A 24,597-nucleotide genomic window follows, 5' to 3' on the forward strand; every position below is an offset into this window, starting at 1 on the left:
GACCACTGGTCAACCGGGCAGATTTGGCAGATCATGCCCGTGTACCAGCGCACCTGCTGGCCTAATGTGCCCGCAAGCAGCGGCCCGGTGAAAAGGGGTTCACATGGCATTCGGGTGGACCAAGCACGGCGACGGCAAGCATCTGGCACCAGGCGAGGTGGTGAGGCCGGACGAACGGCTGAGCTGGCCCCGCATGGTGGGGTTCGGCGCCCAGCACGTCGTGGCGATGTTCGGCGCCACGTTCGTCTTCCCCCTGGTGATGGGGCTCAGCCCGAACATGGCGATCATGATGTCCGGGGTCGCCACGATCCTGTTCCTGCTGATCGTCAAGGGGAAGGTGCCCAGCTACCTGGGCACGAGCGCCTCCTTCGTGGGCGGCGTGCTCGCGATCAGGGCGCTGTTCGGCGGCGACTCGCCCGAGGCCAGCTCCGTCGTGGTGGGCGCGATCCTGGTGGCCGGGTTCGTGCTGGCGCTGATCGGCCTCGCGGTCCACTTCCTCGGCGTCCAGGTCATCAACAAGATCTTCCCGCCGCCGGTCACCGGCGCGGTGGTCATGCTCATCGGGTTCGGGCTCGCGTTCGTGGTCGCGGACGTCTACTGGCCGCAGGACCAGTGGATGGCCCTGCTCACGATGCTGATCACGTTCGTCGTCGTGGTGGCGTTCAAGGGCTTCGTCGGCCGCGTCGCCATCCTCGTCGGCCTCGTCGCCGGCTACGTGCTCTCCTGGGCCGCCGACCGGGTCTTCGGCATGGTGCCCGCCTACGACGACGGCGCCGTGCAGGTCGCCGCGCACTTCCGGGTCGACCTCAGCGGGGTGGCCGAGGCCGACTGGTTCGGTCTGCCGCCCGTCACCTGGCCCAGCTTCCACACCTCGGCCGTGCTGCTGGTCCTGCCCGCCGTCATCGCGCTCGTCGCGGAGAACATCGGCCACGTCAAGGCCGTCGGCGAGATGACCAAGACGGACCTCGACCCGTACATGGGCCGGGCGATCGCCGCCGACGGCGTCGCCACCGTGGTCGCCAGCTCGGTCGGCGGCTCGCCGACCACCACCTACGCCGAGAACATCGGCGTCATGGCCGCCACCAAGGTCTACTCGACCGCCGCCTACTACATCGCCGGCGTCATCGCGATCCTGTTCGGCCTGATGCCCAAGTTCGGCGCGCTGGTCTCGGCCACCCCGTCCGGCGTGCTGGGCGGCATCACGGTCATCCTGTACGGGATGATCGGCCTGCTCGGCGCCAAGATCTGGATCGAGAACAGGGTGGATTTCGCCGACCCGGTGAACATGGTCCCGATCGGCGCGGGCATCATCCTGGCCATCGGACCGGTGAAGCAGTTGATCAGCAGCGACTTCAGGCTTGAGGGCATCGCGCTCGGCACCATCGTGGTGGTGGGCGGCTGGCACCTGCTCCGGGTCATCGCCCGCCGCACCCCCGAACCCGTCAGGATCGAGGCAGGGTGAAGCCGCCGCCGTTCGAGTACCACGCCCCCCGCGACCTCGGCGAGGCGCTGGAGATCCTGGCCGGGGCGGGGCCGCGCGGCAAGGTGCTCGCCGGCGGCCAGAGCCTCATCCCGATGCTCAACATGCGGATCGCCGCGCCGGACCACCTGGTCGACATCAACCGGCTCGGCGCGCTGAGCTCGATCGACGCGGGGCCCGGCGGGGTCACCGTGGGCGCGCTGGCCCGGCACGCCGAGGTGGAGCGGGCCGCCCCGCACCCGCTCATGGTCCAGGCGCTCCGGCTGGTGGCCCACCCGGTGATCCGCAACCGGGGCACCGTGGTGGGCAGCCTCGTGCACGCCGACCCGGCCGCCGAACTGCCCGCCGTGCTCGCCGTACTCGACGGCTCGGTGCGCCTGGCACGCCGCGCGCCCGGCGCGTCCGGCCTGCCGGACGGGGTGGTGACCAGGGACGTGCCCGCGGGCGCGTTCTTCACCGGCCCCATGGAGTCGGCGGCCGAGCCGGGCGAGCTGGCCGTCTCCGCGTTCTTCCCCGCGCTGCCGCCGCGCACCGGCACCGCCTTCCGCGAGATCGCCAGGCGGCACGGCGACTACGCGCTCGCCGGGGTGTGCGCGGTCGTGACGCTCGACGAGGACCTGCACATCAGCGCCGCCCGGGTCGGCTGCGTCGGCGTCGGCCCCGTCCCGGTCGTGGTCGACGTGACCGAGGCCTGCGAACGCCGGCCCGCCGCGACCGTCCCCTGGCAGCGGGTCGCCGGGGCCGTACGGGAGCGTGCCGAGCCGGACGGCGACGTGCACGCCTCCGCGGCGTACCGGCTCCACCTGATCGGGGTGCTGGCCGAGCAGGCGGTCAAGGACGCGGCCAGGGAGGCGGCTGGATGAGCACCGGGACGGATTCGAGCCACGAGATCACCCTCGGCGTGAACGGCACCGCCCGCCGCGTGCGGGTGCCGGGCAGGCGGCTGCTGTCCGACTGCCTGCGCCACGACCTCGGCCTGACCGGCACCCACGTCGGCTGCGAGCACGGCGTGTGCGGCTGCTGCACGGTGCTGCTCGACGGCCGGCCGGTGCGCTCCTGCCTGATGCTGGCCGTCACCGCCGACGGGCACGAGATCACCACGGTGGAGGGGCTGGCCGGGCCGGACGGGATGTCGCCGGTGCAGCGGGCGTTCGGCGAGAGCCACGCCCTGCAGTGCGGCTTCTGCACGCCCGGCTTCCTCTGCACGGTGACGGCGCTGCTGGAGGAGAACCCCGCGCCCACCGACGAGGAGGTGCTGGAGGGCATCTCGGGAAACCTGTGCCGCTGCACCGGCTACCAGAACATCGTCAAGGCCGTCCACCGCGCCGCCGAGCTGAGGGCGGAGGAGTCATGACCACCAGGCTGTTCGGAGAGCCGGTGCAGCGCCGCGAGGACCCCCGGCTGCTCACCGGGCAGGGCCGGTTCCTCGACGACCTGGGCTCCGGCGCGCTGGCCGCCGCGTTCGTGCGCTCCCCGCACGCGCACGCCCGCATCCGCGACGTCGACGTCACCGCCGCGCTCGACGTCGACGGCCTGATCGCGATCTACACCTGGGAGGACCTGCCCGAGCGGGTCGGCCGGCCGCTGCCGCTGCTCATCCCGCACCCGGCGCTCACCCACGGCCGCACCGCCTACCCGCTGGCCAGGGAGACGGTGCGGCACGTCGGCGAGCCCGTCGTCATGGTCGTGGCCACCGACCGCTACCTCGCCGAGGACGCCTGCGGGCTCATCGAGGTCGACTACGAGCCGCTCAAGCCGGTCGTCGGCCTGGAGGACGCCGTGCAGAGCGGCCACCTCGTGCACGAGGACGTGCCCGGCAACATCGGCGCCCACCTGGTGCAGGAGGTGCCCTCCGCGTCCGGGCTGAGCGCCGGGGAGGCGATCGACGCCGCCCCGCACACCCTGTCGTTCCGGCTCGACATCGAGCGCAGCGCCAGCACCCCGCTCGAAGGCCGCGGCGTGTACGCCCGCTGGGACGGCGCCGACCTGCGCGTCTACTCCAGCACCCAGACCTCCACCAGCGTCCGCATGGCCATCGCGGCCGCGCTCGGCCTGCCGCTGACCAGCGTCGAGGTCATCGCGCCCGACGTGGGCGGCGGGTTCGGGGTGAAGATCGTGCACCCGTGGCCGGAGGAGATCCTGGTGCCGTGGGCCGCCATGCTGCTCGGCCGCGAGATCAAGTGGACCGAGGACCGGCGCGAGCACTTCATCTCCTCCGCCCACGAACGCGGCCAGGTGCAGCACGTGCGGGTCGGCTTCGACGACGACGGCCGGGTGCTCGGCATGGACGTGCGCATCCTGCACGACCACGGCGCCTACACCCCGTACGGGATCATCGTGCCGATCATCACCTCCACCCAGCTGCTCGGGCCGTACAAACTCGGCGCCTACCGGGTCGAGTTCTCCTCCGTCTACACCAACACCGTGCAGGTCACCCCGTACCGGGGCGCGGGCCGCCCGCAGGGCGTGTTCTGCATGGAGCGGACGATGGACAAGATCGCCCGCCATCTGGGCAGGGACCGCACCGAGGTGCGCGCCGCCAACTTCATCCAGCCCGACGAGTTCCCGTACGACCAGCGCATGACCTTCCAGGACGGCCGGCCGCTCATCTACGACAGCGGCGACTACCCCGAGATGCTCCGCCTGGTTAAGGAGCTGATCGGCTGGGACGACTTCGAGCGCGCCCCGAACCGGGGCATCGGCATCGGCTGCTACGTCGAGGGCACCGGCGTCGGCCCGTACGAGGGCGGGCACGTGCAGATCACCTCGGACGGGCGGGTGCACGTCTCCACCGGGCTCACCTCCCAGGGGCAGGGACACCAGACCGTGTTCGCCCAGATCGCCGCCACCGAGCTGGGCGTGCCGATCGAGCGGGTGTCCGTGGTCACCGGCGACACCCGCAGGTTCGGGTACGCGGTCGGCACGTTCGCCTCCCGGGCCGCGGTCATGAGCGGCAACGCGATCGCGCTCGCCTGCCGCAAGGTGCGCGAGAAGGCGCTGCGCATCGCCGCCGACGCGCTGGAGGCCAACCCGGCCGACCTGGAGATCACCGAAGGCATCGTGCACGTGGTCGGCGACCCGAAGGCAGCCGTCCCGCTGTCCACGGTCGCGGTGCTGGCCAACCCGCTGCGGTACGCGTTCGACGACGAGGCGGCCAAGGCCACCCAGTTCTCCGGCCAGGCGTCGGGCGGGGCCTCGCCCGACCGGCCGCCGGTCGCCGAGGGGGACGAGCCGGGGCTGGAGGGCCGCGACTACTACTCGCCGATCCGCTCCACCTTCGCCGCCGGCATGCACGCGGCCGTCGTCGAGACCGACCCGCTCACGGCCGAGATCAAGGTCCTCAGGTACGCGGTCGTGCACGACTGCGGCAAGCTGATCAACCCGATGATCGTCGAGGGCCAGATCCACGGCGGGGTGGCGCAGGGCATCGGCGGCGCGCTCTACGAGCGGATGGTGTACGACTCGCACGGGCAGCTCGTCAACGCCTCCTTCATGGACTTCCTCATGCCGTACGCGACCGAGATCCCGCACGTCGAGACCGCCCACCTGGAGACCCCGTCGCCGCTCAACCCGCTGGGCATCAAGGGCGCGGGGGAGGCGGGCGTGATCCCGGTGTCGGCGGTCATCGCCTCGGCGATCGAGGACGCGGAGGGCGTCGACATCGACCGCATGCCGATCTCCCCGTCGGAGCTGTTCGACCTGCGCGGCTGATCGTCCGCCCATGGCAGGATCTGCGGCATGCGAACGGACCGGACCGGCGCCGCCCCTGGGCCTCAGACCACAGCGGCAGAACAGGCGACCGGACACGCGGCCGGACAGGCGGCCGGTCACGGGGCCGGACAGGCGGTAGAACAGGCGGTAGAACAGGCGGTCGAGCTGCGGGCGCCCGGCGCCGGGCTGACTCGGTTCCCGGGCGACGCGGCCGGGGCGGCCCGCGTCCGGCTGGTCGACCTGGCCTGGAACGAGCTCACCGAGCTGCCCGCGTGGGCCGGGGAGCTGACCGAGCTGGAGGAGCTGCGCCTCGACGGCAACAGGCTGCGCGCGCTGCCCGACCTGTCGCCTCTGAAGGCCCTGCGCGCTCTCCACGCCGACGGCAACCGGCTCACCGAGATCCCGCCCCTCCCGCCCGGCCTGGAGACCCTCTCCCTGTACGGGAACGCCGTCGAGCGGCTGCCTGATCGCCTAGGCGACCGGCTGCGCCACCTGTCCGTCGGCGGCAACCGGATCACCGGACTGCCCGCGGCGCTGTGGCGGCTGACCCGGCTGGAGACGCTCAACGTCGCCGAGAACGCGCTCACCGAGCTGCCGCCCGCCGTCGCCGGCCTCACGTCCCTGCGCATACTCGACGTGGGCCACAACCGGCTCACGTCCCTCCCCGCGGAGCTCGGCGACCTGCCGCTCACCGACTACCTGTACGCGAGCGACAACCTGCTCACCGAGGTGCCCGCCGCCATCGGCCGCCTGGACCGGCTCGCCTACCTCGGCCTCACCGACAACCGGCTGCGCGCCCTGCCCGAGAGCCTCGGCCGGATGGCCTCCCTGGCCGAGCTCAGGCTGTACGGCAACCGGCTGGAGTCGCTCCCGGCGGGCATCGGCGGCCTGCGCCGTCTCCGCGAGCTCCACCTGAGGGGCAACCGGCTGTGCGCCCTGCCCCCGTCCATCGCCGGGCTGGGCGAGCTGCGCGTGCTCGACCTGCGCGACAACGTCCTGCGCGAGCTGCCCGACCTGTCGCCGCTCACCCGGCTCACCCATCTCGACCTGCGCAACAACCGGCTGCGCCGCCTCCCCGCGCTGCCGCGCGCCCTGGAGAAGCTCGACCTGCGCTGGAACAAGCTCGACGACGAACCGCCCGCCCTGCGCGACCTGGCCGCCCGCGGCTGCGTCATCCTGCGCTGAACGGGTGAACCGTCCTCACGGATGCTGCGTATCTCGGCACATGACGACTTTTCCACGTCTGGCCGCGTTCGGGCTGCTGGCCGGGCTCCTCGTCGCATGCACCCCCGGCGGCGACGGCGACTACGTCGCCGCGGGCCAGAAGCAGGAGCAACTGCCGGCGCTCACCGTGGAGCAGCTCGCCGACAAGGTGGGCTGCGCCCCGCGCATCCAGGTCGACGCGTCCGACATCCGCACCGGCTACTGCAAGACGGACGACGGCGAGTTCTTCGTGAGCACCTTCGCCACGGAGGACGGCAAGGACGCCTGGATGGACCAGGCGCCCGAGTACAAGCCGCACCTCGTCGGCCCCCGGTGGACCGTGCTCGCCGACCTGGAGGTGCTGGAGGCCCTGCAGATCCCGCTCGACGGCGACCTGCACCTGAGCGACCACCGCGTCAGCCAGTCGCCCGCCCCCGGCAACGACGCCGGGACCGGCTACTGACCCGGCCGGGCCTCCGCGACCTGGACGGCCGGCCGGACCCGCTTCCTGAACACCCAGTACGTCCAGCCCTGGTAACCGAGCACGAACGGCAGCGCGATCAGGCCGATCCAGCTGAGCATCGTCAGCGTGTACGGGCCGGAGGCCGCCTCCGCCAGCGTCAGCCCCGGCAGCGGGGCGTGCCGCAGCTGGGCGAAGACCGCGACCGACACCAGCACGATCGTGGCCGCCATGGCCACGAACGCCCAGCCCTCGCGGCGCCGCCACACCAGCGCCGGCGCGGCGGCCAGCGCGGCCACCGCCGCGAGCGCCGGGATCGTGCCCATGCCCGACAGCGCCACCACGCCGATCGGCAGCGTCACCGCGCTCAGCGCGACCGCCGCCGACCTGGCCCGCTTGCGCACCGGGCCGTCCGTCTTGAGCGCCAGGAAGATCGCGCCGTGCAGCAGGCACACCGTCAGCGAGAACGCGCCGCCCAGCATCGCCGCCACCGCGCTCCCGTACAGGAGGTCGGCGAAGACCGTGCCCCACACGAACGCGGGCAGCGCGCTGCCGACCACGATGCCGAGGTCGCACCAGGCCGGGTTCTCGACCTTGCCGCGCCACTCCAGGCCGACGCCGCGCACGATCAGGCCGACCAGGACCAGCAGCACCGGCAGGTAGAAGCCGCTGAACATGCCCGCGTACCAGGCGGGGAACGCGGCGAACATGGCGCCCACCGCGGTGATCAGCCACACCTCGTTGCCGTCCCACACCGGCCCGATCGTCTGCAGGCTCTGCCGCTGCTCCTCGCCGTCGCCGCTGACGAACGGCGCAAGCAGCCCCACGCCGAAGTCGAACCCTTCCAGGACGAAGTAGCCCGTCCACAGGAAGGCGATGATGATGAACCACAGGTCGATCACGTCTGCTCCTCAGTACATCAGCGACGGCTGGCGCTTCTCGGCCGCGGGAGCGGGCTCGATCTCCTCGGGGCCCTTGCGTACGTGCCGGGCCAGCAGCACGATCTCGGCCACGGTGAGCGCGCCGTACAGCAGGGTGAAGATCGTCAGGGAGATCGCGACCTCGGCCAGGCTCACCCCGGGTGAGACGGAGGCGGCCGTGAGCAGCTCGCCCGCGACCGTCCACGGCTGGCGCCCGATCTCGCTCAGCAGCCAGCCGGCCGTCACCGCGAGCAGCGGCAGCGGGAGCGCCAGCAGGAACACCCGCGACAGCCAGGGCGGCATCGGCCTCCGGCGGCGGGTCAGCCAGAGCCCGAGCACGGACAGCCCGACGGTCGCCATGCCGAACCCGATCATCAGCCGGAACGACCAGAACACGATCGTCTGGTCCGGCCGGTAGTCGCCGGGGCCGAACTCCTGCTCGAAGCGCCGCTGCAGGTCCTCGGTGCCCTGGACGACGGCGTCGGGGTCGTTCGTGGACAGGAAGCTGAGCACCTTGGGGATCTCGATGCCGGGCGCGACCGTGAACGGCGCTCCGGCGGTGTCGCGTTCGAGCCCTTCGGCGGCGGCCAGCTTCATCGGCTGCTGCTCGTACATCAGCTTGGCGGACGTGTCGCCGGTGACCGCGACCAGCGCGCCCGCGGCCGCCGTCATCACCAGCGCCGCCCTGGCGGCGCTGCGCCACATCTCCGCCCGGGTCCGCAGCAGCCAGTAGCCGCACACCGCCAGCACGAACCCGCCGGCCACCACGAACGCGGCGGCGACCACGTGCGGCACCTGCGCGAGCGCGGTCGAGTTGGTCAGCACCGCCCACAGGTCCGTCATCCTGGCCTTGCCGTCGACCACCTCGTAGCCGACCGGGTGCTTCATCCACGCGTTGGCGGCCAGGATGAAGTACGCCGACAGGTTGGAGGCGAGCGCCGCCGCCCAGATGCAGGCCAGGTGGAGCCGCTTCGGCAGCCGGTCCCACCCGAAGATCCACAACCCGATGAACGTGGACTCCAGGAAGAACGCCAGCAACGCCTCCAAGGCCAGCGGCGCGCCGAACACGTCACCGACGAACGTGGAGTACTCCGACCAGTTCATGCCGAACTGGAACTCCTGCACGATGCCGGTGACCACGCCCATCGCGAAGTTGATCACGAAGAGCTTGCCGAAGAACTTCGTCAGCCGCAGGTAGTGGTCCTTCCCGGTGCGGTGCCACGCGGTCTGCAGCCCGGCCACGAAGATGCCCAGGCCGATCGTCAGCGGCACGAACAGGAAGTGGTACACGGTGGTCACCCCGAACTGCCACCGTGCGAGATCAAGTGCGTCCATGTCCCCTCATCGGGTCAACGAGCTCTACGGCTTGTAGTACATCTACTTGAAGTAGTACTACACGCTGTAGAGCAATGTGGTGCGACCTTGGTCACACCGGCCCCCTTCAGCCCATCCCACGATGCCGTTCCGGCCCGTCCCGCCGCGTCACCCGCCGGGTGGATTCCCGCGTACACCGGGCGGTGGACCCGGCCACAGGGCGACGCGGGGACGTTGGGCAGGTGTTGCCCTTATCCCGGCGGGCGGTGGCTTTCTAGAGTGACGGTGTGAAAGTCGCAGGCAGCGCCGAGATCGGCGTCGAAAGAGACCGCGTGTGGGCAGCCCTGCAGGACCCGGCGGTCCTGGTGCGCACCATCCCCGGATGCGAGCGCCTGGAGGAGTGCGGGCCCGACACGTACCGGATGACCGTCAACGCCGGGGTGGCCTCGCTCAAAGGGGTCTACCAGGGCGAGGTGGCCCTCGCGGAACCGGCGGCCCCGGTGAGCTTCGTGCTGCGGGCGCGCGGCCAGGGCGCCCCTGGGACGGTGGACGCCACCGTCCTGGTACGGCTGAGCGAGATCGACGGCGGGACCCGGGTCGAGTACGACGCCGACGCGGTCATCGGCGGGATGATCGGCGGGGTGGGGCAGCGGATGCTGGGCTCGGTGGCCCGGAAGACGGCCGGCGAGTTCTTCGCCGCCGTCGAACGCCACCTCCGCACCCCAGCGGAAATCCTGCCTCCAGAAGAAGCCCTGGCCCCTGCGGGAACCCTGCCTTCGGAAGGAGTCCTGGCCCCGTCGGGAACCCCGGCCGCGGTACCGGTCCCACGCCCCACCACGGAAGGCCCCGGACCTCTCCGGGAGCCCTCCGCCCTGACACCCGCGGCGAGCCGCCCCGCCGTCTACGAGCGCCCCCCGGTCGCGGAGAAGCGCCGTACGGAGACTCCGCCGTGGGTGATGCTGGCCGCCTTCGGCATGGGCGCCGGCGTCGCGCTCGGCAGCGCGGCCATCGGCTGGCTCTTCGGCCGAGCCCGCCGCTGACCCGCCCGGGCGGTTCCGGAGGAGGCGAGCCCGATGTGGGCGCGCCTCCTTCGAACCCCGTCCTTTCGTATGCGCCCCCTCCTCGGTCATGTGACGCCGTGAAAGGCGGATCGCGCGTCGAGGAGTGGGCGGTGGACGAGCACGCGGCGGCCGTCCGTGTTCGAGGAAGGCGGGCTCGGCAGGGGAGGGGCACGCCCTCAGGGGATGCGAGAAACGACCAGGTCAGAGCCTCTCGCGGAAAAGGATCTCCGGGCGTAGCGTGGCAATATGCGGCAGGCTCATGCTGAAGACGCGCGTACCGAGGCCCGGCGGGTTGTCCGCAACCTGCTGGGCGAGGACCACCCCACCGCCGACGCGCTGATCGCCGCAGCCCGGCCGGTCATCGGCGACGAGCGTTGCGACCGGTGCGTCGGGCTGGCGCTGGGCGCGTCCCTGACGCGGCGCTCGGCCGAGCTGGCCGCGCTCGCCGCCCTGCTGGTCGGCACCCGCGAGCTGGGCGAGCAGTGGTGGACCCGGCCCAGGGGCGGCAAGCTGCCCGCGCCCGACGAGGTGCTGCACACGGCGGTGGCGATCGAGCCGTGGACGGACCTGACCGCGCTGGAGATGCTGGCCGCCTGGATGTCCGACGACGCCGCCGACGAGCTGTGGGGCAGGCCCGTCGCGCAGGTCGACCTGAACTCCTGGCAGGCGGAGGACCGGTTCGGCCTGCCGCCGGGGGTGCGGCCGGGGCAGCGGCTGGTGGTGCACTTCGACGCCGGCGGCCGCCTCGACGCGGTGGTGACGCGCAGGCCGGACGACAACCTGGGCTCCAACCTGGACTTCCACTCGCTGCGCTACTCACGCCCCGCCGAGGCGCAGTGGAGCTGGGGGGTGGCCGCCGGTCTCGGGCCGCACCGGCTGCCGGGGGAGAAGCCCGACCCGTACGCGCGCCGCGTGGACGCTTACGCGGCCCGCGTCCTGCGCGCCTGGGCGCTCAGGCACGGTGCCACCGGCCAGCAGCTCGGCGAGCGCTGGGAGACCGTCGGCGACGTGGTGGCCGCGATCGAGCGGGTCGACTGGATGTGGCGCAGCGGCGAGTGGTTCGGCTGGTGGCGCGGCGCGTCGGCGCTGGTGGACGACTCCGCCTACCTTCCCTACCGGCTGGAGGAGCTGGCCGCGGGCTGAACCGGAATGGACCGCTGTGCCAAGGGGTTGTCAAGAAACATGAAGGTTGAGATTTTCTCCGACGTCGTCTGCCCGTGGTGCTACGTCGGCCATGCCCGCTTCGCCCGCGCCGCGCAGGCGTTCCGCGCCAAGGGCGGGTCCATCGAGGTCACCATGCGCCCCTTCCAGCTGAACCCGGACGCGTCCACCGAGGGTGAGCCGCTGCTGCCCGCGCTGGAGCGCAAGTTCGGCGCCGGCGTGGCCCAGATGACCTCCAGGGTGACGGACGTGGCCGCCGAGGAAGGGCTCGACCTCCGTTTCGACCGGGCGATCAGCACCGGCACGCTGGAGGCGCACCGGCTCGTCGAGGTCGCCACCGGCCAGGGCCTGGGCGAGGAGATGGCCGACCGGCTGTTCCGCGCGCACTTCACCGACGGCCTGAACGTGGGCGACGCCGGGGTGCTCGCCAAGCTCGCCGCCGAGGCGGGCGTGCGCGACACCGGAGAGGGCGCCGCCGAGGTACGCGAGCAGATCGGCCGCGCCAGGCGGCTGGGCATCACGGGTGTGCCGCTGTTCCTGTTCGAAGGGCAGTTCGCGGTGTCCGGCGCGCAGCCGTACGAGACGATGACGGCCGCGATCGACGAGGTGGCCGGCCGCATCGGCGAGACCCCGATCCAGCAGCTCGCCGCCCCCGCCGACGGTTGCGACGACGGCTACTGCGCCGTCTGAGGGGCCGTCTGAGGGGCCGTCTGAGGAGCCGTCTGAACCGTCCCGCCCCCGACGCCGGTGCCCTCGCCGAGCAGCCCCGCCCGGTGATGGCGGCGGCACAGCACCTGGTAACGCACCGGCGAGGCGTCGGTGTCCCCGATCACCACCTGTTCCCCCGTACGCGCCATCTCCCCGCCCACCACGCGCGCGTTGAGCTGCCCCGGCCGCCCGCACCAGCACAGCACCTCGACCTGCAGCCGGCACACCTCGTCGGCCAGCTCGAACAGCCGCCGCGAGGCCGGGAACAGCACCGAGCGGAAGTCGGAGGCCAGCCCGAACGCGTACACGTCGACGCCGTGCCCGTCGACCAGGTCGGCGAGCTGCTCGATCTGCTCCACCGTGTAGAAGCACGCCTCGTCGCAGATCAGGTAGTCGATCCGGTCGTGCCCGCGCACCAGCTCCACCAGGTCCATCGAGTCCACCACCTCGACGGCCTCCAGGCCCAGGCCGATCCTGCTGGTGACCCTGGGCTCGCCCGACCGGTCGTGCTTGGTCAGCACCAGCCCTCTCCTGCCCTGACGGCCGTGGTTGTAGTTCATCTGCAGGGCCAAAGTGGACTTCCCGCAGTCCATCGGCCCGAAGTAGAACTTGAGCACGGCATCACGTGGCGCATGGGGTGCAGGAGACAACGCGGACAGTTCGGTCACGGGGTGCCACCTTAGCGCTTGGCTTGTTCCCTGACCTCATGGGAGATTTCTCCTCTGGAGTATCAGGAGGAAAATCTAGTGGTCACAGATAAACCCCCCACGCTCGACGCCATGATGACGCCGGACGACCTCACCGCCGCCCAGGCCGACGCGGCGCGCTGGCGGTACGGCTTCTACGTGGTGCTGACGGGCATCGTGGCGACCCTCGTCGCGTTCGGCGCGGCCGTGTACGCCACCGGGGAGTCGGCCGCCCTGTTCGCCGGTGTGGCGGGCGTGGTCGGCACCATCATCGGGGCGTACTTCGGCGTGCAGGCGGGCCAGTCGGGTAAGGCCAGGGTGGAGGCCGAACTCGGCAGGACCCAGGAGCTCGTGGTCAGGCTGGCGGCCTACGTCGGCACCGACAACGCGCCCCGGGTCATCGACGAAGTGCTCGGCAAGCGCCGAAGCTGAGGAGCCATGCGTAGCGTCCGAATCGGAGTCGACACCGGCGGCACCTTCACCGACGTCGTGGCGGTGGACGAGGAGACCGGTGAGATCGTCACCACCAAGACCCCCTCGACCCCCGCGAACCCCGCCGACGGGTTCATCGCCGGCATCGAGAAGCTCGGCGAACTGGATGTCGCCGGCATCGTGCACGGCACCACCGTGGCCACCAACCAACTGCTCGAGGACCGCATCGCCGGCCTCGGGCTGATCACCACCGAGGGCTTCGAGTACATCCTGGAGATCGGCCGGCAGAGCGTGCCCGACGGCTACGGCAACTCCTACTTCTGGGTCAAGCCGTCCCGCATCGTGCCCGTCCACCTGGTCAAGACCGTCGGCGGCCGGCTCGACCACCAGGGCGGCGAAGTGCGCCCCTTCGACGAGACCCAGGCCGTCGAGGTCGCCCGCTGGTACCGTTCCCGCGGCATCACCACGCTCGGCGTCTGCTTCCTCCACTCCTACGCCAACCCCGAACACGAGCGGCGCATGCGCGAGGTCCTGGCCCGCGAGTTCCCCGAGGCGGTCGTGTCGCTCTCCAGCGACGTGCTGCGCGAGTACCGCGAGTACGAGCGGGCCGTCACCACGCTGGTCGACGCCGCGGTCAAGCCCGGCATGCGGGCCTACATCGCCAACCTGTCCAGCCGCCTGGGCCGCCCGTTCTCGGTGATGAAGTCCAACGGCGGCGTGCTGTCGGCCCGCGAGGTCGTCAACCAGCCCATCACCACCGTCCTGTCCGGCCCCGCCGCGGGCGCGCTCGGCGCGGCGCTGATCGCCGCCACCGCCGGCCACCGGAGCGTGATCACCCTGGACGGCGGCGGCACCTCCACCGACGTGACCGTGGTCGTCGACGGCGACCCGTCCGTCACCACGGAGGGCAGCGTCGGCCGCTTCCCGTGCAAGATCCCGATGATCGACATCGTCACCGTCGGCGCGGGCGGCGGCTCGATCGCGTGGATCTCGCCCGAGGGCACGCTCAAGGTCGGCCCCCGCTCGGCCGGCGCGGACCCCGGCCCGATCTGCTACCGCCGCGGCGGCACCGAGGTGACCGTCACCGACGCCCACGTCTACCTGCGCCGCATCCCTCCGCACCTGCTCGGCGGCGAGATCCCGCTCGACTACGACGCCGCCAGGATGGCCGTCGAGGCACTGGCCGACAAGCTCGGCCTCACCCCCGAGCGGACCGCCGCCGGCATCCTGGAGATCAGCGCGTTCAACCAGAGCAACGCCATCCGCCAGCTCACCGTCAAGCGCGGGCTGGACGTGCGCGACTTCCCGCTGGTGACGTTCGGCGGGTCCGGGCCGCTGCTGGCCTGCCGGCTCATCGACATCCTCGACCTGCCCGCGGTGATCGTCCCGCCGGAGCCCGGCAACGTCTCCGCGTTCGGCCTGCTCACCGTCGACGTCAAGAACGACTACGTGCGCACGTACGTCACCCGCGACCTCGCGCTGAACAAGGCCGCGCAGATCTTCGGCGAGCTGGAGAGCCAGGCCGCCGACGAGCTCGAACGCGAGGGCTTCGACGAGCCCGTCTTCGCGCGCAGCGCCGACCTGCGCTACTACGGGCAGGCGTACGAGGTCCGGGTGCCCGCCCCGGCCGGCCCGCTCGACGAGGACTGGCTGCGCGAGGTCACCGGCCGCTTCCACGACGCGCACGAGAAGCTGTACGGCTACGCCTACCGCGACGACCCACGCCACGCCGTCGAATGGGTCAACCTGCGCGTCTCCGGCATCGGGCCGATCAACCGGCCGGTGATCCGGCGCGACCCGTACCCGAAGACCGAGCCCGTCGAGGCGAGCCGGCGCGTGATCTTCGACGAGCCGCACGACACCCCGATCCTCCAGCGCGCCGCGCTGGAGGCCGGCGCCGCCGTCCACGGCCCGGCCGTCATCGAGGAGTACGGCTCCACCATCCCCCTGCACCCCGGGTTCACCGCCACGGTGGACGAATACGGCAACGTGGAGATCCGTCGTGACTGACCCGATCCTCATCGAGATCGTCGAGGGCACCCTCGCCTCCGTGGAGAAGGAGGTCGAGACCGCCATCGCGCGCACCGCCCGGTCGCCCATGATCCGCGACGCGCACGACTTCCGCGCCGGCATCCACGACAGGAAGATGCGCAAGCTGACCGGCCGCTCCTACAGCGCGCTCGTCCAGCCGGTCGTCCGCGACTTCCCGATCGAGACGATGAAGCCCGGCGACGTCTACTTCCACAACGACGTCTACCTGTCCGAAGGCGGCATCGGCCACCTGCCCGACCTGTGCGTCACCGTGCCCGTCTTCCACCGCGACGAGGTGGTGGCGTTCGTGCAGGCGTTCGGTCACCACGACGACATCGGCGGCGCGGTGCCGGGCTCGATGCCGTCGCACGCCCGGTCGGCGTTCGAGGAAGGGCTGATGGTCCCGCCGATCAAACTGTGGGACCAGGGCGTGCCCAACGAGGCCGCGCTGCGCATCATGACCCGCAACTCCCGCATGCCCGACTCTCTCGCCGGCGACCTGGACGCGGAGTGCTCCGCCTGCCTCATGGGCGCGCGGCGGCTGGGCGAGCTGTTCGACCGGTACGGGCGCGACGAGGTGGAGGCGTGCTTCGACGCCATCATCGGCAAGACCACCGAGACGTTCCGGCGCGAGCTGCTGTCCAAGATCCCCGAGGGCACGTACGTCTGGGAGGACTACGCCGAGCACGACGGCGTCGACGAGCCCCGCCTGCACACCCAGCGCATCACCCTCACGGTCGACCACGCCGCGGACGCGCCGCTCACCATCGACTTCACCGGCACCTCACCGCAGGCCAAGGGGCCGATCAACCACGCGGGCGACTACGCCGACGGCGTCTTCCTGAAGAAGTGGCTCGCGCCCATCCTGCGCAACCTGGCCGACACGCCCGAGCGGATGGCCGAGCTCGACGTCAACGAGGGCGTCGTGCCGCTCATCAAGATGGTCTTCCCGGAGAAGGGCACCCTGCTCACCCCGGTCTTCCCCGCGCCCACCAACGCCCGCACGTTCGTCATCCTGCGCCTGCTCGGCGTGCTGGCGGGCGTGCTGGCCAAGGCCACCGGCGGGCGGATGCCGGCCGACCAGGAGACGATCCGCTACACGGGCGTGTACGGCACGGACGCCGGCGGGCAGCCCTACCTGATGCGGGAGGTGCTCGGCGGCGGCTCAGGCGGGCGCTGGTACGCCGACGGCGAGGACACCATCCACGTCGTCCCCGACTCGCGCAACATCCCGGTCGAGTTCGCCGAGGCCCGCTGGCCCTTCAGGGTCGAGCGCCTCGGCCTGGCCTGCGACTCGGGCGGGCCCGGCATGTTCCGCGGCGGCCTCGGCTACGACAAGCACATCCGGATGCTGCGCGACGCCTCCTACATGTCGATCGCCGACCGGTCCATCCTGTCCTGCTGGGGCGTCAACGGCGGCCTCGCGGGGCGGCCGTTCCGCGTGGAGATCGCGGGCAAGGAGATGGAAGGCCTGGTCGACGACCACCCGGTCCAGGCGGGCGAGACCATCCGCATCCGCACCACGGGCGGCGGCGGCTGGGGCTCCCCGTACGACCGCGACCCCCGCGCGGTGGCGGCCGACGTCCGCGACGGCAAGGTCTCGATCGCCGGCGCGCTCGGCGACTACGGCGTCGTCCTCGACGGCGACCGCATCGACGAGCAGGGCACCGCCGAACTCCGCGCCCGCCTCCGGCCCCCGGCCGACCGCTTCTTCGACCGCGGCCCCGGCTACCCGAAACTGTCCGGCGGCCGTACCTTCGCAGAGGTAGACGAACTGTAAGAAGGCAATCACCGTACGTGATCGCCGGGGATAACATGACCCCTCATGAACCCCCCGTTCTCCGCCTATGTCGATGAGTCGATGCGGTTGTCCCACGGCCTCTACCTGATGGCCGCGGTGCTCGTCCCGCCGGCGCAGGCGGACTTCCACCGAGCCGCGCTGCGCGGGCTGCTCCTGCGTCGCCAGCGGCGGCTGCACTGGCGCGACGAGAACGCCAAGCGGCGGACTCTCATCATCGAGACGGTCGCCGGCCTGCGGCCGTCCGCGCTCGTCGTCGTGGGGACGGGCCTCGAAGCCAGGCGGCAGGAGCGGGCCCGCCGCAAGTGCATGGAACACCTGCTCTGGGAGCTCGGCCGGCGGCCGGTGACGGAGATCTTCTTCGAGTCGCGCGGCCCCTGGCTGGACGCGGCCGACCGCAAGCTGATCGACATCCTGCGTACCCGTCATGCCATCAGCCCGAGGTTGCGCGCCTTGTGGGTGCCGGCCGTGGAGGAGCCTCTGACGTGGCTGCCCGACGTGGTGGCGGGAGCGGCGTCGCTGGCCGCCTCGGGGGAGGCCGAGCTCTGGGAGGGGCTCGGCACGGGGGCGGAGATGGTCTTCGTGGCGGCCGGCTGAGTCCGGACAGCGCAAAGCCCGGGCTCCTGTCGTCCGGCAGTCCACCCGGGCTCACTTCCGGCCCATCAGCGATGGGCGGCAGTCGTAAGCGTACCCGTCTGCGTACCCAGTGTCACCTGAATGCGGTGGCTGCCATGATGGGCGCGTTTCGTGAAGTGCGACATCGGAGGACATCGTGCGCATCGCTCTCGCCGGGCTCGCCACCAGCCACCCGTACACCGACGCCAGGACCCTGGCCAGGCATGCCGAGCTCGTGGTGTGGGAGCCGGACGGGGAACGGCTGCGGAGGTTCACCGAGGAGCACCCGGAGGCGCGGGTGGCGGGAAGCCTGGGGGAGGCGCTGGACGGCGGGCCGGACGGGGTGGTGCTGACCGTGCCGAACCCGCGGGTGCCGGAGGCGCTGGCGGCGGTGCTGGAGACGGGGGCGGCGTGTTTCGTGAACAAGCCGGCGGCGGCCACCAGGGAGCAGCTCGACCGGCTGGACCGGCTGCCGATCCACGACCGGGTGATGTCGGGGTCCGTGCTGCGGTTCGCGCCGGCCTTCGCCGGGTGGGCGGCGGATCCGGCCGGGGTGCTGTCGGTGCGCGCGACCGTACGGCATGACGTGGGGCTCTGGGCGACCGGCTACAACGCCTGGCAGGACAACCCGTCCGAGGGCGGCGGGACGCTGGTGACCATGGGGGTGCACGGGGTGGAGCTGCTGGTGGCGCTGCTCGGCCCGGACGTGCGGCTGGCGGGCGCGGCGGGCGCCGTCCGGCACTACGGGACGCTCCGGTCGGAGGACACCGGGGTCATGGCGCTGCGGTGGGGGAGCGGCGTGACGGGCGTGGTGGAGGTCGTCGGCGTGAGCGACGAGGAGTCGTACGCCGTCACCGTCCACCGGCGCGGCGGGGACGAGCACGTGGTGATCGAGGCCGGTGACGACCCGGTGCTGGGCCTCGGTTACGCGAGGACGATCGAGGCGTTCCTGGAGATGGCGGGCGGCGGGCCCAGCCCGGTGCCGTGGGCGGAGACCCGGGCCATCCTCGGCGTCCTCGTCTCGGCCCGCGAGAGCGTGCCCGTCCGTTGACAGCGGCAGTCCCTCCCGGTTACGGTCTGGACCGTAAATAAGGACAAAGGGGGACCCCGCGTGCGGACCACAGCGGAACTCGAGGAGCGGCTGGCGCGGCCGAGCGCCGGGCTCGTGGCGGACCTCGCCGCGCTGGACGGCGACATCATGATCCTCGGCGCCGGGGGCAAGCTCGGCCCCAGCCTGGTGCGGCTGGCGCTGAACGCCACCGGGGGCGACCGGCGGATCATCGCCGTCTCCCGCTTCTCCGAGCCCGGACTCGCCGACGCGCTCGCCGGCGCGGGCGCCACCGTGGTGAGCGCCGACGTGGCCGACGACCGGGCGCTGCGCGAGCTGCCCGAAGCGCCCAACGTGGTGTTCCTGGTCGGCGCCAAGTTCGGCACCCAGGGACGCGAGCACGCCACCTGGTTCACCAACACCTACCTGCCCGGCCGGGTCGCCGACCGGTTCCGCGGCAGCAGGATCGCCGCCCTGTCCACCGGGAACGTCTACCCGCTCGTCCCGGTCGCCGGCGGGGGCAGCGTCGAGGACGACCCCGCCGGGCCCGTCGGCGAGTACGCGATGAGCTGCCTCGGCCGGGAGCGCACGCTGGCGCACTTCGCCGAGGCGCACGGCACCCCGATGGCGCTGATCCGGCTCAACTACGCGGTCGAACTCCGCTACGGGGTGCTGGTCGACCTGGCGCAGAAGGTCCTGGCCCGCGAGCCCGTCGACCTGACCACCGGCCAGGTCAACGTGGTGTGGCAGGGGTACGCGAACGAGGTGACGCTCCGCTCCCTGCGGCTCGCCGCGACCCCGCCGTACGTGCTCAACGTGACGGGCCCCGAGCGGATCTCGGTACGGTGGGCCGCGCTGGAGCTGGGCGCGCGGCTCGGGGTGGAGCCGGTGTTCACCGGCGAGGAGGCGCCGACGGCGCTGCTGTCGGACGCGTCGCGGTGCCACCGGCTGTTCGGGTATCCCGGGATCACGCCGCTGGAGCTGATCGACCACATCGCCGGCTGGGTGGCCGGCGGCGGGCCGCTGCTGGGCAAGCCCACCAAGTTCGAACGCCGTGACGGCCGTTTCTGAGACCGGCGACATCACATGACGAGGGGGACCCACGTGCTCAGCACGGCTCCAGAGGCCAAGACGTCCGCGCGCGACCTGTTCAGGCGCGGCCTGGTCATCCCGGCGCACCCGCTGGCGCTGACCGCGGACCGGACGTTCGACGAGCGCCGCCAGCGCGCCCTGACCCGCTACTACGTGGAGGCGGGCGCCGGCGGTCTCGCGGTGGGCGTGCACACCACGCAGTTCGCCATCCACGGCACGGACCTGCTGCCGCCGGTGCTGGAGCTGGCCGCGGACACCGCCCGCGAGTCGGAGCGCGAGGTGCTGCTGATCGCGGGCGCCACCGGGCCGACCGCCCAGGCCGTGGCCGAGGCCGAGCTGGCCCGGTCGCTCGGCTACCACATGGTGCTGCTGAGCCCGTACGCGGAGCTCGGCGAGGACGCGCTGGTGGAGCGGGCGCGGGCGGTCGGCGAGGTGCTGCCGGTGATCGGCTTCTACCTGCAGCCCGCGGTCGGCGGGCGGCCGCTGTCACGGGACTTCTGGACCAGGCTGGCGGCGGTCGAGTCGGTGGCCGGCATCAAGGTCGCGCCGTTCGACCGTTACCGCACGCTCGACGTGCTGCACGGCGTCGTGCGCGCGGGGCGGGCCGAGGAGGTCGCGCTCTACACCGGGAACGACGACCACATCCTGGCCGACCTCATCACCCCGCACCGGGTGGTCGTGGACGGGCGGGAGGTGGAGGTCGAGTTCGTCGGCGGCCTGCTCGGCCAGTGGGCGGTCTGGGTGCGGCGGGCGGTCGAGCTGCTGGAGGAGGCCAAGAGGGCCAGGGCGGGCGACGACGCGGCCGTCCGGCGGCTGCTCACGCTCGACGGGCACCTCACCGACGCCAACGCGGCCATCTTCGACAGCGTCAACGGCTTCCACGGGTGCATCCCCGGGATCCACGAGGTGCTGCGCCGCCAGGGTCTGCTGGAGGGGCGCTGGTGCCTCGACCCGGCGGAGGAGCTGTCGCCGGGGCAGCTCGCGGAGATCGACCGGGTCTGGGCGGCCTACCCCTGGCTCAGGGACGACGACTTCGTGGCCGAGGGCCTGGCCCGCTGGCTGTCCTGACGGCCTCCGTCCATGAGCGGGAGGAGGCCGCGGGGTGTCACAGTGTCAGCCGGTACAGCGTGAGCGGCCGCCCGCTGGACCCGCTGGTCAGATTCCCGGTGCGTTCGGCGAGGCCGGCGAGCTCCAGGCGGTGGAGCATGCGGCGGGCGGTGCGCTGCTGGACGGCGAGCCGGTCGGCGATCTCCCGGGTCGTCAGCGGCTCGTCGCCGGCGGCCCTGCGCGCCTCCAGGAGCTTCTCCAGGGTGGGCACCGACAGGCCGACGCGGCGGGCGATGACGGAGAGGTTCTGCTCGCCGGCCGGCCCGGTGGGAACCGACTCCAGCACGATGTCGGTGTCGGCGCGCAGCGACAGGACCGCCGCGACGTCGCCGATGCGGCGGGCGCGGGCGAGCGCGCGGCGGGCCAGGCTCTCCGCCTCGGCGGCGCTGCGGCCCAGGCCGAAGCCGACGCGCACCACGCTGTTCTGGACGGCCAGGCGGGCCAGCAGCGGCAGACCGGTGAAGCCGCCGGTGGCGTCGTGCAGCGGGCCCCGGGTGGTCACCAGCAGGTGGGTGCCGCCCCGGAAGGCGGCCACGGTGCCGCCCAGCGCGGTGGCCTCGCGCAGCAGGCCCTCGTCGTTCGCCACCTCGACGAGGCCGAGCGCGATCTGCGCGTCCTCCTGGGCCTGGCCCTGCGCGGTCAGCAGGAGCTGGCGCAGCGCCACCCGCACCGAGTGCGTCGACGGGGCCAGCCGCAGCACGCGCATGTCGTCGCGGAGAGCCTCGTGGACGCTGCTGAGACAGGTGATCACCGGGTGGGCGGGGCCGCGCCGGTGGAAGGCGACGGCCTTCTCCGATGTCATCTCCGGCCGGTAGGGGAGCGTGCGCAGCTCGCCCGTGGGCAGCCCCGCCTCGGCGAACGTGGCGACGACGTCGGCGGCCGGCAGCGTGTCGATGGACAGCCGGGTCACGTCCACGCCCTGGTGCTGGAGTCGTACCAGGGCGCTGAGCAGCGTCGCGCCCGTGTAGTCGACGAACGCGGCGGGGCGGGTCAGCGCCTCGGCGTCGCGGGAGAGCATGTACGGCACGATGCCGGTGAACAGCCATCCCTCGACGGCCGCGGTGTGCGCCTCCACGATCGCGGGCGCCTGCGACTCGTGGTCGTAGTCCAGCCGCAGGGCGCTGACGCCCGGCTGCTCCTCGCAGGTGGCCGCGACCTGGTCTACCAGGTCATGCGGGCCGACGACGCCGATGACGATCGCCACCCATGTCCCCCTCTCGCTTATTACGGTCAAGGCCGCAATCGTATCCTGTGAGGTGCTCTGTGAAGTTCCCGTCCATGGCCGAGCCGGAAGGCCGCACGCTCGGCGACGAGGAGGTGGCCGCCCTGGAGCGGGTGATCCGCTCGGGCATGCTCAACTCCGTCTGGGGAACCGAGGCGCGGGCGCTCGAACGCGAGATCGCCGAGCTGCACGGCGTGCGCCACGCGATCGCGTGCAGCTCGGGCACCGCAGCCCTCCATCTCGCCGTCGTGGCCGCCGCGCCGGACCCCGGCGACGAGATCATCACGACACCGATCACGGACTTCGGCACTGTGGCCCCCATCTTGGCGCAGAACGCCGTCCCTGTCTTCGCCGACGTCGATCCGTCCGACGGCAATCTCGACCCGGCCGCCGTCGCGGCGCTCATCGGGCCGCGCACGCGGGCCATCATGGCGGTGCACCTGTTCGGCGCGCCGGCGCGGGTGGACGAGCTGCGCGCCCTGGCGGACGCGCACGGCCTGGCCCTGATCGAGGACTGCGCCCAGGCCTGGCTCACCGAACTGCCCGACCCGGCGGGCGGAGGCGGCAGGGACGTGCGGCTCGCCGGGACGGTCGGCGACGTCGCCTGCCTGAGCCTGCAGCAGTGGAAGCACATCACCTGCGGCGACGGCGGCCTCACGCTGACCGGCGACGACGAGCTGGCCCGCCGGATGCGGCTGTTCTCCGACAAGGGCTGGGACCGCTCGGCGGGCCGTTCGCACGCCGCCTTCGGGCTGAACTACCGCATGACCGAGCTTCAGGCCGCCGTCGCGCGGGCCCAGCTCGCCAAGCTGCCCGGGGTGGTCGCCGCCCGCCGCCGCACGGCCGTACAGCTCCTTGAGGCCTTGCAGGGGCTTCCAGGCGTACGGTTGCCGCGCCCGGAGGGCCACGCCTGGTGGCTCTTCCCCGTCGTGCTCCCCGGCGGCGGCGCGGCGGAGCTGGCCGGGAAGCTGCGGGCGGCCGGGATACCGGCGCGGGCCGGATATCTGGACGAGCCGCTGAACCACGCCCCCGTATGGCAAGGGCCGATCTACGGGGCCTCTCGCTACCCTTTGCAGGGGTACGCCCCCCGGCCCTGCCCGGAGGCCGAGCGGATGGTCGCGGAGACCTTGATGGTCATCGACTGGAACGAGAACTACACACCCGATCACGTCCACCTCATCGCGCGGGAGATGACCAGATTTCTGGCGCCGTCCTCGTCACGGTCGGATATCGGGGATTGACCCGAGACGGATCGCGTTACTAGGTTTCGGTCAGGACCGGTATTAAGGAAAGGTTGCCGCCGATGAGAAAGACAGCGACCCTGGGCGTCGCGATCGCGCTGAGCATCGCCGCCGCCGGGTGCGGATCGTCCAGCGGTTCGGACAAGAGCACGGTGACCCTGTGGATGTATCCGGTCATCGGCGACCAGGCCAAGAGCCAGGCGTTCTGGCAGAAGGTCGAGAAGGACTTCGAAGCGAAGAACCCGGACGTCGACGTCACCGTCGACCAGCAGCCGTGGGAGGGCCGTCAGGAGAAGGTCACCACCGCCCTGGTCTCGAAGAAGGGCTTCGACCTGGTCGTCCTCGGCCCCGACCAGATCCCGCAGTACGCCCAGCAGGGCACGATCGAGCCGGTCGACGACGTGGTGGCCGAGGCGAAGGACGCCTACCTGCCCAGCTCGCTCACCGCGCTGACCGTCGACGGCAAGCTCTACGGCGTGCCGATCTACCAGACGATCACCGCGCCCATCTACAACAAGAAGCTGTTCGCCGAGGCGGGCGTCGAGAAGATCCCCGAGACGCTGGACGAGCTCAAGGCGGCCGCCCCCAAGCTCGCCGCGAACAAGGTCGCCGTGCTGGACTACCCGGGCAAGCCCGAGGTCAGCCTGAACCAGAGCTTCTACCCCTTCCTGTGGGCCAACGGCGGCACCGTGTTCGCCCCCGACGGCAAGAGCGTGGCGTTCAACGGCCCGGAGGGCGTGGCGAGCCTGCAGCTCCTGCTCGACCTCAAGGCCGCGGGCGGGCTCCCGGAGAACACCGCCAGCAAGGGCAACGACATCGAGGGCGGCGCGCTCGCGGCGGGCAAGACCGCCATGTACCACGCGGCCACCGCCGGGCAGGCCGTCCAGCTCGGCGCCGTCATCGGCGAGGAGAACGTCGGCATCGGCCTGCCTCTCGAAGGTGCCAAGCGGGTCGCGTTCGGCATCCCCGGCGGGGTCGTGCTGGCCAAGCACTCCGAGCACAAGGACGCCGCCAGGAAGCTGGCCGGCTACCTGGCCTCGCCCGAGGTCACGGGCGAGCTGGCCAAGGAGTCCGGCTTCTTCCCGGCCCGCACCGACGTCACCGTGCCGGACCAGTCGGAGTCGGCGAAGGAGTTCGCCAAGTCCCTGGAGTACGCCTTCCCCGGCGACACCCACCCCCAGGCCCGTCAGGTCATGGGCCTCATCGCGCCGCACATCCAGGCGGCCCTGCTCGGCCAGGAGGACGCCAAGCAGGCCCTCGACGCGGCGGCCGAGGAGGCCAACGCGCTGCTGGCCAACGGCGGCTGA

The 24,597-nt window shown here is 72.1% G+C and carries 22 protein-coding genes; 18 read left to right on the plus strand and 4 right to left on the minus strand.

The features are described 5' to 3' along the window. Window positions 1–103: 103 nt before the first annotated feature. Genes KME79_RS03140 through KME79_RS03165 form a run of 6 tightly spaced genes read left to right on the plus strand, consistent with a single transcriptional unit; the run spans window position 104 to window position 6,857 of the window. On the plus strand, window positions 104–1,462 hold the full coding sequence (locus KME79_RS03140; protein WP_219543228.1) for a uracil-xanthine permease family protein: 1,359 nt from the start codon (window positions 104–106) through the stop codon (window positions 1,460–1,462). Continuing rightward, the gene (locus KME79_RS03145; RefSeq protein WP_219543229.1) at window positions 1,459–2,343 is read left to right on the plus strand and encodes an FAD binding domain-containing protein; all 885 of its coding nucleotides are present in this window, start codon (window positions 1,459–1,461) and stop codon (window positions 2,341–2,343) included. The genes KME79_RS03140 and KME79_RS03145 overlap by 4 nt, the downstream gene beginning before the upstream one ends. Further along, entirely contained in the window at window positions 2,340–2,834 is a 495-nt protein-coding gene (locus KME79_RS03150) for a (2Fe-2S)-binding protein (RefSeq protein WP_148030440.1), read from the plus strand. Before KME79_RS03145 ends, KME79_RS03150 begins: the two co-directional genes overlap by 4 nt. Beyond that, window positions 2,831–5,191, plus strand: coding sequence for an aerobic carbon-monoxide dehydrogenase large subunit (cutA, locus tag KME79_RS03155; RefSeq protein ID WP_219543230.1), 2,361 nt, complete (start codon window positions 2,831–2,833; stop codon window positions 5,189–5,191). Before KME79_RS03150 ends, cutA begins: the two co-directional genes overlap by 4 nt. Window positions 5,192–5,218: 27 nt before the next feature. Beyond that, window positions 5,219–6,376 carry a leucine-rich repeat domain-containing protein gene (locus tag KME79_RS03160; protein ID WP_219543231.1) on the plus strand — a complete coding sequence of 386 codons (1,158 nt, stop codon included), beginning with the start codon at window positions 5,219–5,221 and terminating at the stop codon, window positions 6,374–6,376. Between the two features lie 40 nt (window positions 6,377–6,416). Then, complete coding sequence (locus KME79_RS03165) at window positions 6,417–6,857, plus strand: hypothetical protein (protein WP_219543232.1); 441 nt, start codon at window positions 6,417–6,419, stop codon at window positions 6,855–6,857. Here KME79_RS03165 and cydB read toward each other — a convergent pair. Both cydB and KME79_RS03175 read right to left on the minus strand, forming a co-directional pair. Continuing rightward, window positions 6,851–7,756, minus strand: coding sequence for a cytochrome d ubiquinol oxidase subunit II (gene cydB, locus KME79_RS03170; RefSeq protein ID WP_148030444.1), 906 nt, complete (start codon window positions 7,754–7,756; stop codon window positions 6,851–6,853). The two genes, KME79_RS03165 and cydB, sit on opposite strands and share 7 nt — an antisense overlap. A gap of 9 nt (window positions 7,757–7,765) precedes the next feature. After that, window positions 7,766–9,109 carry a cytochrome ubiquinol oxidase subunit I gene (locus KME79_RS03175; RefSeq protein ID WP_219543233.1) on the minus strand — a complete coding sequence of 448 codons (1,344 nt, stop codon included), beginning with the start codon at window positions 9,107–9,109 and terminating at the stop codon, window positions 7,766–7,768. Window positions 9,110–9,375: 266 nt separating this feature from the next. Here KME79_RS03175 and KME79_RS03180 point away from each other — a divergent pair, with 266 nt between their 5' ends. The 3 genes from KME79_RS03180 to KME79_RS03190 all read left to right on the plus strand — a co-directional run bounded on the left by KME79_RS03180 (window position 9,376) and on the right by KME79_RS03190 (window position 12,000). Further along, window positions 9,376–10,128 carry an SRPBCC family protein gene (locus KME79_RS03180; protein WP_219543234.1) on the plus strand — a complete coding sequence of 251 codons (753 nt, stop codon included), beginning with the start codon at window positions 9,376–9,378 and terminating at the stop codon, window positions 10,126–10,128. Between the two features lie 267 nt (window positions 10,129–10,395). Then, window positions 10,396–11,292, plus strand: a complete 897-nt coding sequence (locus tag KME79_RS03185; protein WP_219543235.1) for a hypothetical protein — start codon at window positions 10,396–10,398, stop codon at window positions 11,290–11,292. A 39-nt stretch (window positions 11,293–11,331) separates the two neighbouring features. Continuing rightward, entirely contained in the window at window positions 11,332–12,000 is a 669-nt protein-coding gene (locus KME79_RS03190) for a DsbA family oxidoreductase (RefSeq protein ID WP_219543236.1), read from the plus strand. On the opposite strand, the gene KME79_RS03195 is transcribed toward KME79_RS03190, so the two are convergent. Beyond that, entirely contained in the window at window positions 11,985–12,635 is a 651-nt protein-coding gene (locus KME79_RS03195; RefSeq protein WP_219543237.1) for a thymidine kinase, read from the minus strand. The genes KME79_RS03190 and KME79_RS03195 overlap by 16 nt on opposite strands. A gap of 162 nt (window positions 12,636–12,797) precedes the next feature. On the opposite strand from KME79_RS03195, the gene KME79_RS03200 reads away from it, so the two are divergent. The 7 genes from KME79_RS03200 (at window position 12,798) to KME79_RS03230 (ending at window position 20,788) form a co-directional block, all read left to right on the plus strand. Beyond that, on the plus strand, window positions 12,798–13,136 hold the full coding sequence (locus KME79_RS03200) for a hypothetical protein (protein ID WP_246639159.1): 339 nt from the start codon (window positions 12,798–12,800) through the stop codon (window positions 13,134–13,136). Between the two features lie 6 nt (window positions 13,137–13,142). Next, window positions 13,143–15,146 (plus strand): hydantoinase/oxoprolinase family protein, encoded by a 2,004-nt coding sequence (locus KME79_RS03205; RefSeq protein WP_219543238.1) that lies wholly within the window; start codon window positions 13,143–13,145, stop codon window positions 15,144–15,146. Further along, complete coding sequence (locus KME79_RS03210; protein WP_148030451.1) at window positions 15,139–16,947, plus strand: hydantoinase B/oxoprolinase family protein; 1,809 nt, start codon at window positions 15,139–15,141, stop codon at window positions 16,945–16,947. Before KME79_RS03205 ends, KME79_RS03210 begins: the two co-directional genes overlap by 8 nt. Window positions 16,948–16,992: 45 nt before the next feature. Beyond that, window positions 16,993–17,562 (plus strand): hypothetical protein, encoded by a 570-nt coding sequence (locus tag KME79_RS03215; protein WP_219543239.1) that lies wholly within the window; start codon window positions 16,993–16,995, stop codon window positions 17,560–17,562. A gap of 175 nt (window positions 17,563–17,737) precedes the next feature. After that, the gene (locus KME79_RS46820; RefSeq protein ID WP_219543240.1) at window positions 17,738–18,631 is read left to right on the plus strand and encodes a Gfo/Idh/MocA family protein; all 894 of its coding nucleotides are present in this window, start codon (window positions 17,738–17,740) and stop codon (window positions 18,629–18,631) included. 60 nt (window positions 18,632–18,691) lie between these two features. Beyond that, window positions 18,692–19,699: an NAD-dependent epimerase/dehydratase family protein gene (locus tag KME79_RS03225; protein ID WP_219543241.1), complete on the plus strand. Its 1,008-nt coding sequence runs from the start codon at window positions 18,692–18,694 to the stop codon at window positions 19,697–19,699. Between the two features lie 15 nt (window positions 19,700–19,714). Beyond that, on the plus strand, window positions 19,715–20,788 hold the full coding sequence (locus tag KME79_RS03230) for a dihydrodipicolinate synthase family protein (protein ID WP_246639160.1): 1,074 nt from the start codon (window positions 19,715–19,717) through the stop codon (window positions 20,786–20,788). A gap of 37 nt (window positions 20,789–20,825) precedes the next feature. Here the strand turns inward: KME79_RS03230 and KME79_RS03235 are convergent, their stop codons facing one another. Continuing rightward, entirely contained in the window at window positions 20,826–22,031 is a 1,206-nt protein-coding gene (locus KME79_RS03235; protein ID WP_308248764.1) for a hypothetical protein, read from the minus strand. 59 nt (window positions 22,032–22,090) lie between these two features. Here KME79_RS03235 and KME79_RS03240 point away from each other — a divergent pair, with 59 nt between their 5' ends. Beyond that, window positions 22,091–23,290 (plus strand): DegT/DnrJ/EryC1/StrS family aminotransferase, encoded by a 1,200-nt coding sequence (locus KME79_RS03240; RefSeq protein WP_148030456.1) that lies wholly within the window; start codon window positions 22,091–22,093, stop codon window positions 23,288–23,290. A 62-nt stretch (window positions 23,291–23,352) separates the two neighbouring features. Next, window positions 23,353–24,597, plus strand: coding sequence for an ABC transporter substrate-binding protein (locus KME79_RS03245; protein WP_219543243.1), 1,245 nt, complete (start codon window positions 23,353–23,355; stop codon window positions 24,595–24,597).

Origin of the sequence: Nonomuraea harbinensis, from assembly GCF_019396385.1 — a bacterium.
Lineage (GTDB): Bacteria > Actinomycetota > Actinomycetes > Streptosporangiales > Streptosporangiaceae > Nonomuraea > Nonomuraea ferruginea.

Excerpts from the sequence above, each read along its gene's own strand:
- KME79_RS03140 (WP_219543228.1), top strand. The coding sequence starts at position 104 with ATGGCATTCGGGTGGACCAAGCACGGCGACGGCAAGCATCTGGCACCA.
- KME79_RS03150 (WP_148030440.1), top strand. The coding sequence starts at position 2,340 with ATGAGCACCGGGACGGATTCGAGCCACGAGATCACCCTCGGCGTGAAC.
- cutA (WP_219543230.1), top strand. The coding sequence starts at position 2,831 with ATGACCACCAGGCTGTTCGGAGAGCCGGTGCAGCGCCGCGAGGACCCC.
- KME79_RS03160 (WP_219543231.1), top strand. The coding sequence starts at position 5,219 with ATGCGAACGGACCGGACCGGCGCCGCCCCTGGGCCTCAGACCACAGCG.
- KME79_RS03165 (WP_219543232.1), top strand. The coding sequence starts at position 6,417 with ATGACGACTTTTCCACGTCTGGCCGCGTTCGGGCTGCTGGCCGGGCTC.
- KME79_RS03175 (WP_219543233.1), bottom strand. The coding sequence starts at position 9,109 with ATGGACGCACTTGATCTCGCACGGTGGCAGTTCGGGGTGACCACCGTG.
- KME79_RS03185 (WP_219543235.1), top strand. The coding sequence starts at position 10,396 with ATGCGGCAGGCTCATGCTGAAGACGCGCGTACCGAGGCCCGGCGGGTT.
- KME79_RS03190 (WP_219543236.1), top strand. The coding sequence starts at position 11,332 with ATGAAGGTTGAGATTTTCTCCGACGTCGTCTGCCCGTGGTGCTACGTC.
- KME79_RS03200 (WP_246639159.1), top strand. The coding sequence starts at position 12,798 with ATGATGACGCCGGACGACCTCACCGCCGCCCAGGCCGACGCGGCGCGC.
- KME79_RS03205 (WP_219543238.1), top strand. The coding sequence starts at position 13,143 with ATGCGTAGCGTCCGAATCGGAGTCGACACCGGCGGCACCTTCACCGAC.
- KME79_RS03215 (WP_219543239.1), top strand. The coding sequence starts at position 16,993 with ATGAACCCCCCGTTCTCCGCCTATGTCGATGAGTCGATGCGGTTGTCC.
- KME79_RS03230 (WP_246639160.1), top strand. The coding sequence starts at position 19,715 with ATGACGAGGGGGACCCACGTGCTCAGCACGGCTCCAGAGGCCAAGACG.
- KME79_RS03245 (WP_219543243.1), top strand. The coding sequence starts at position 23,353 with ATGAGAAAGACAGCGACCCTGGGCGTCGCGATCGCGCTGAGCATCGCC.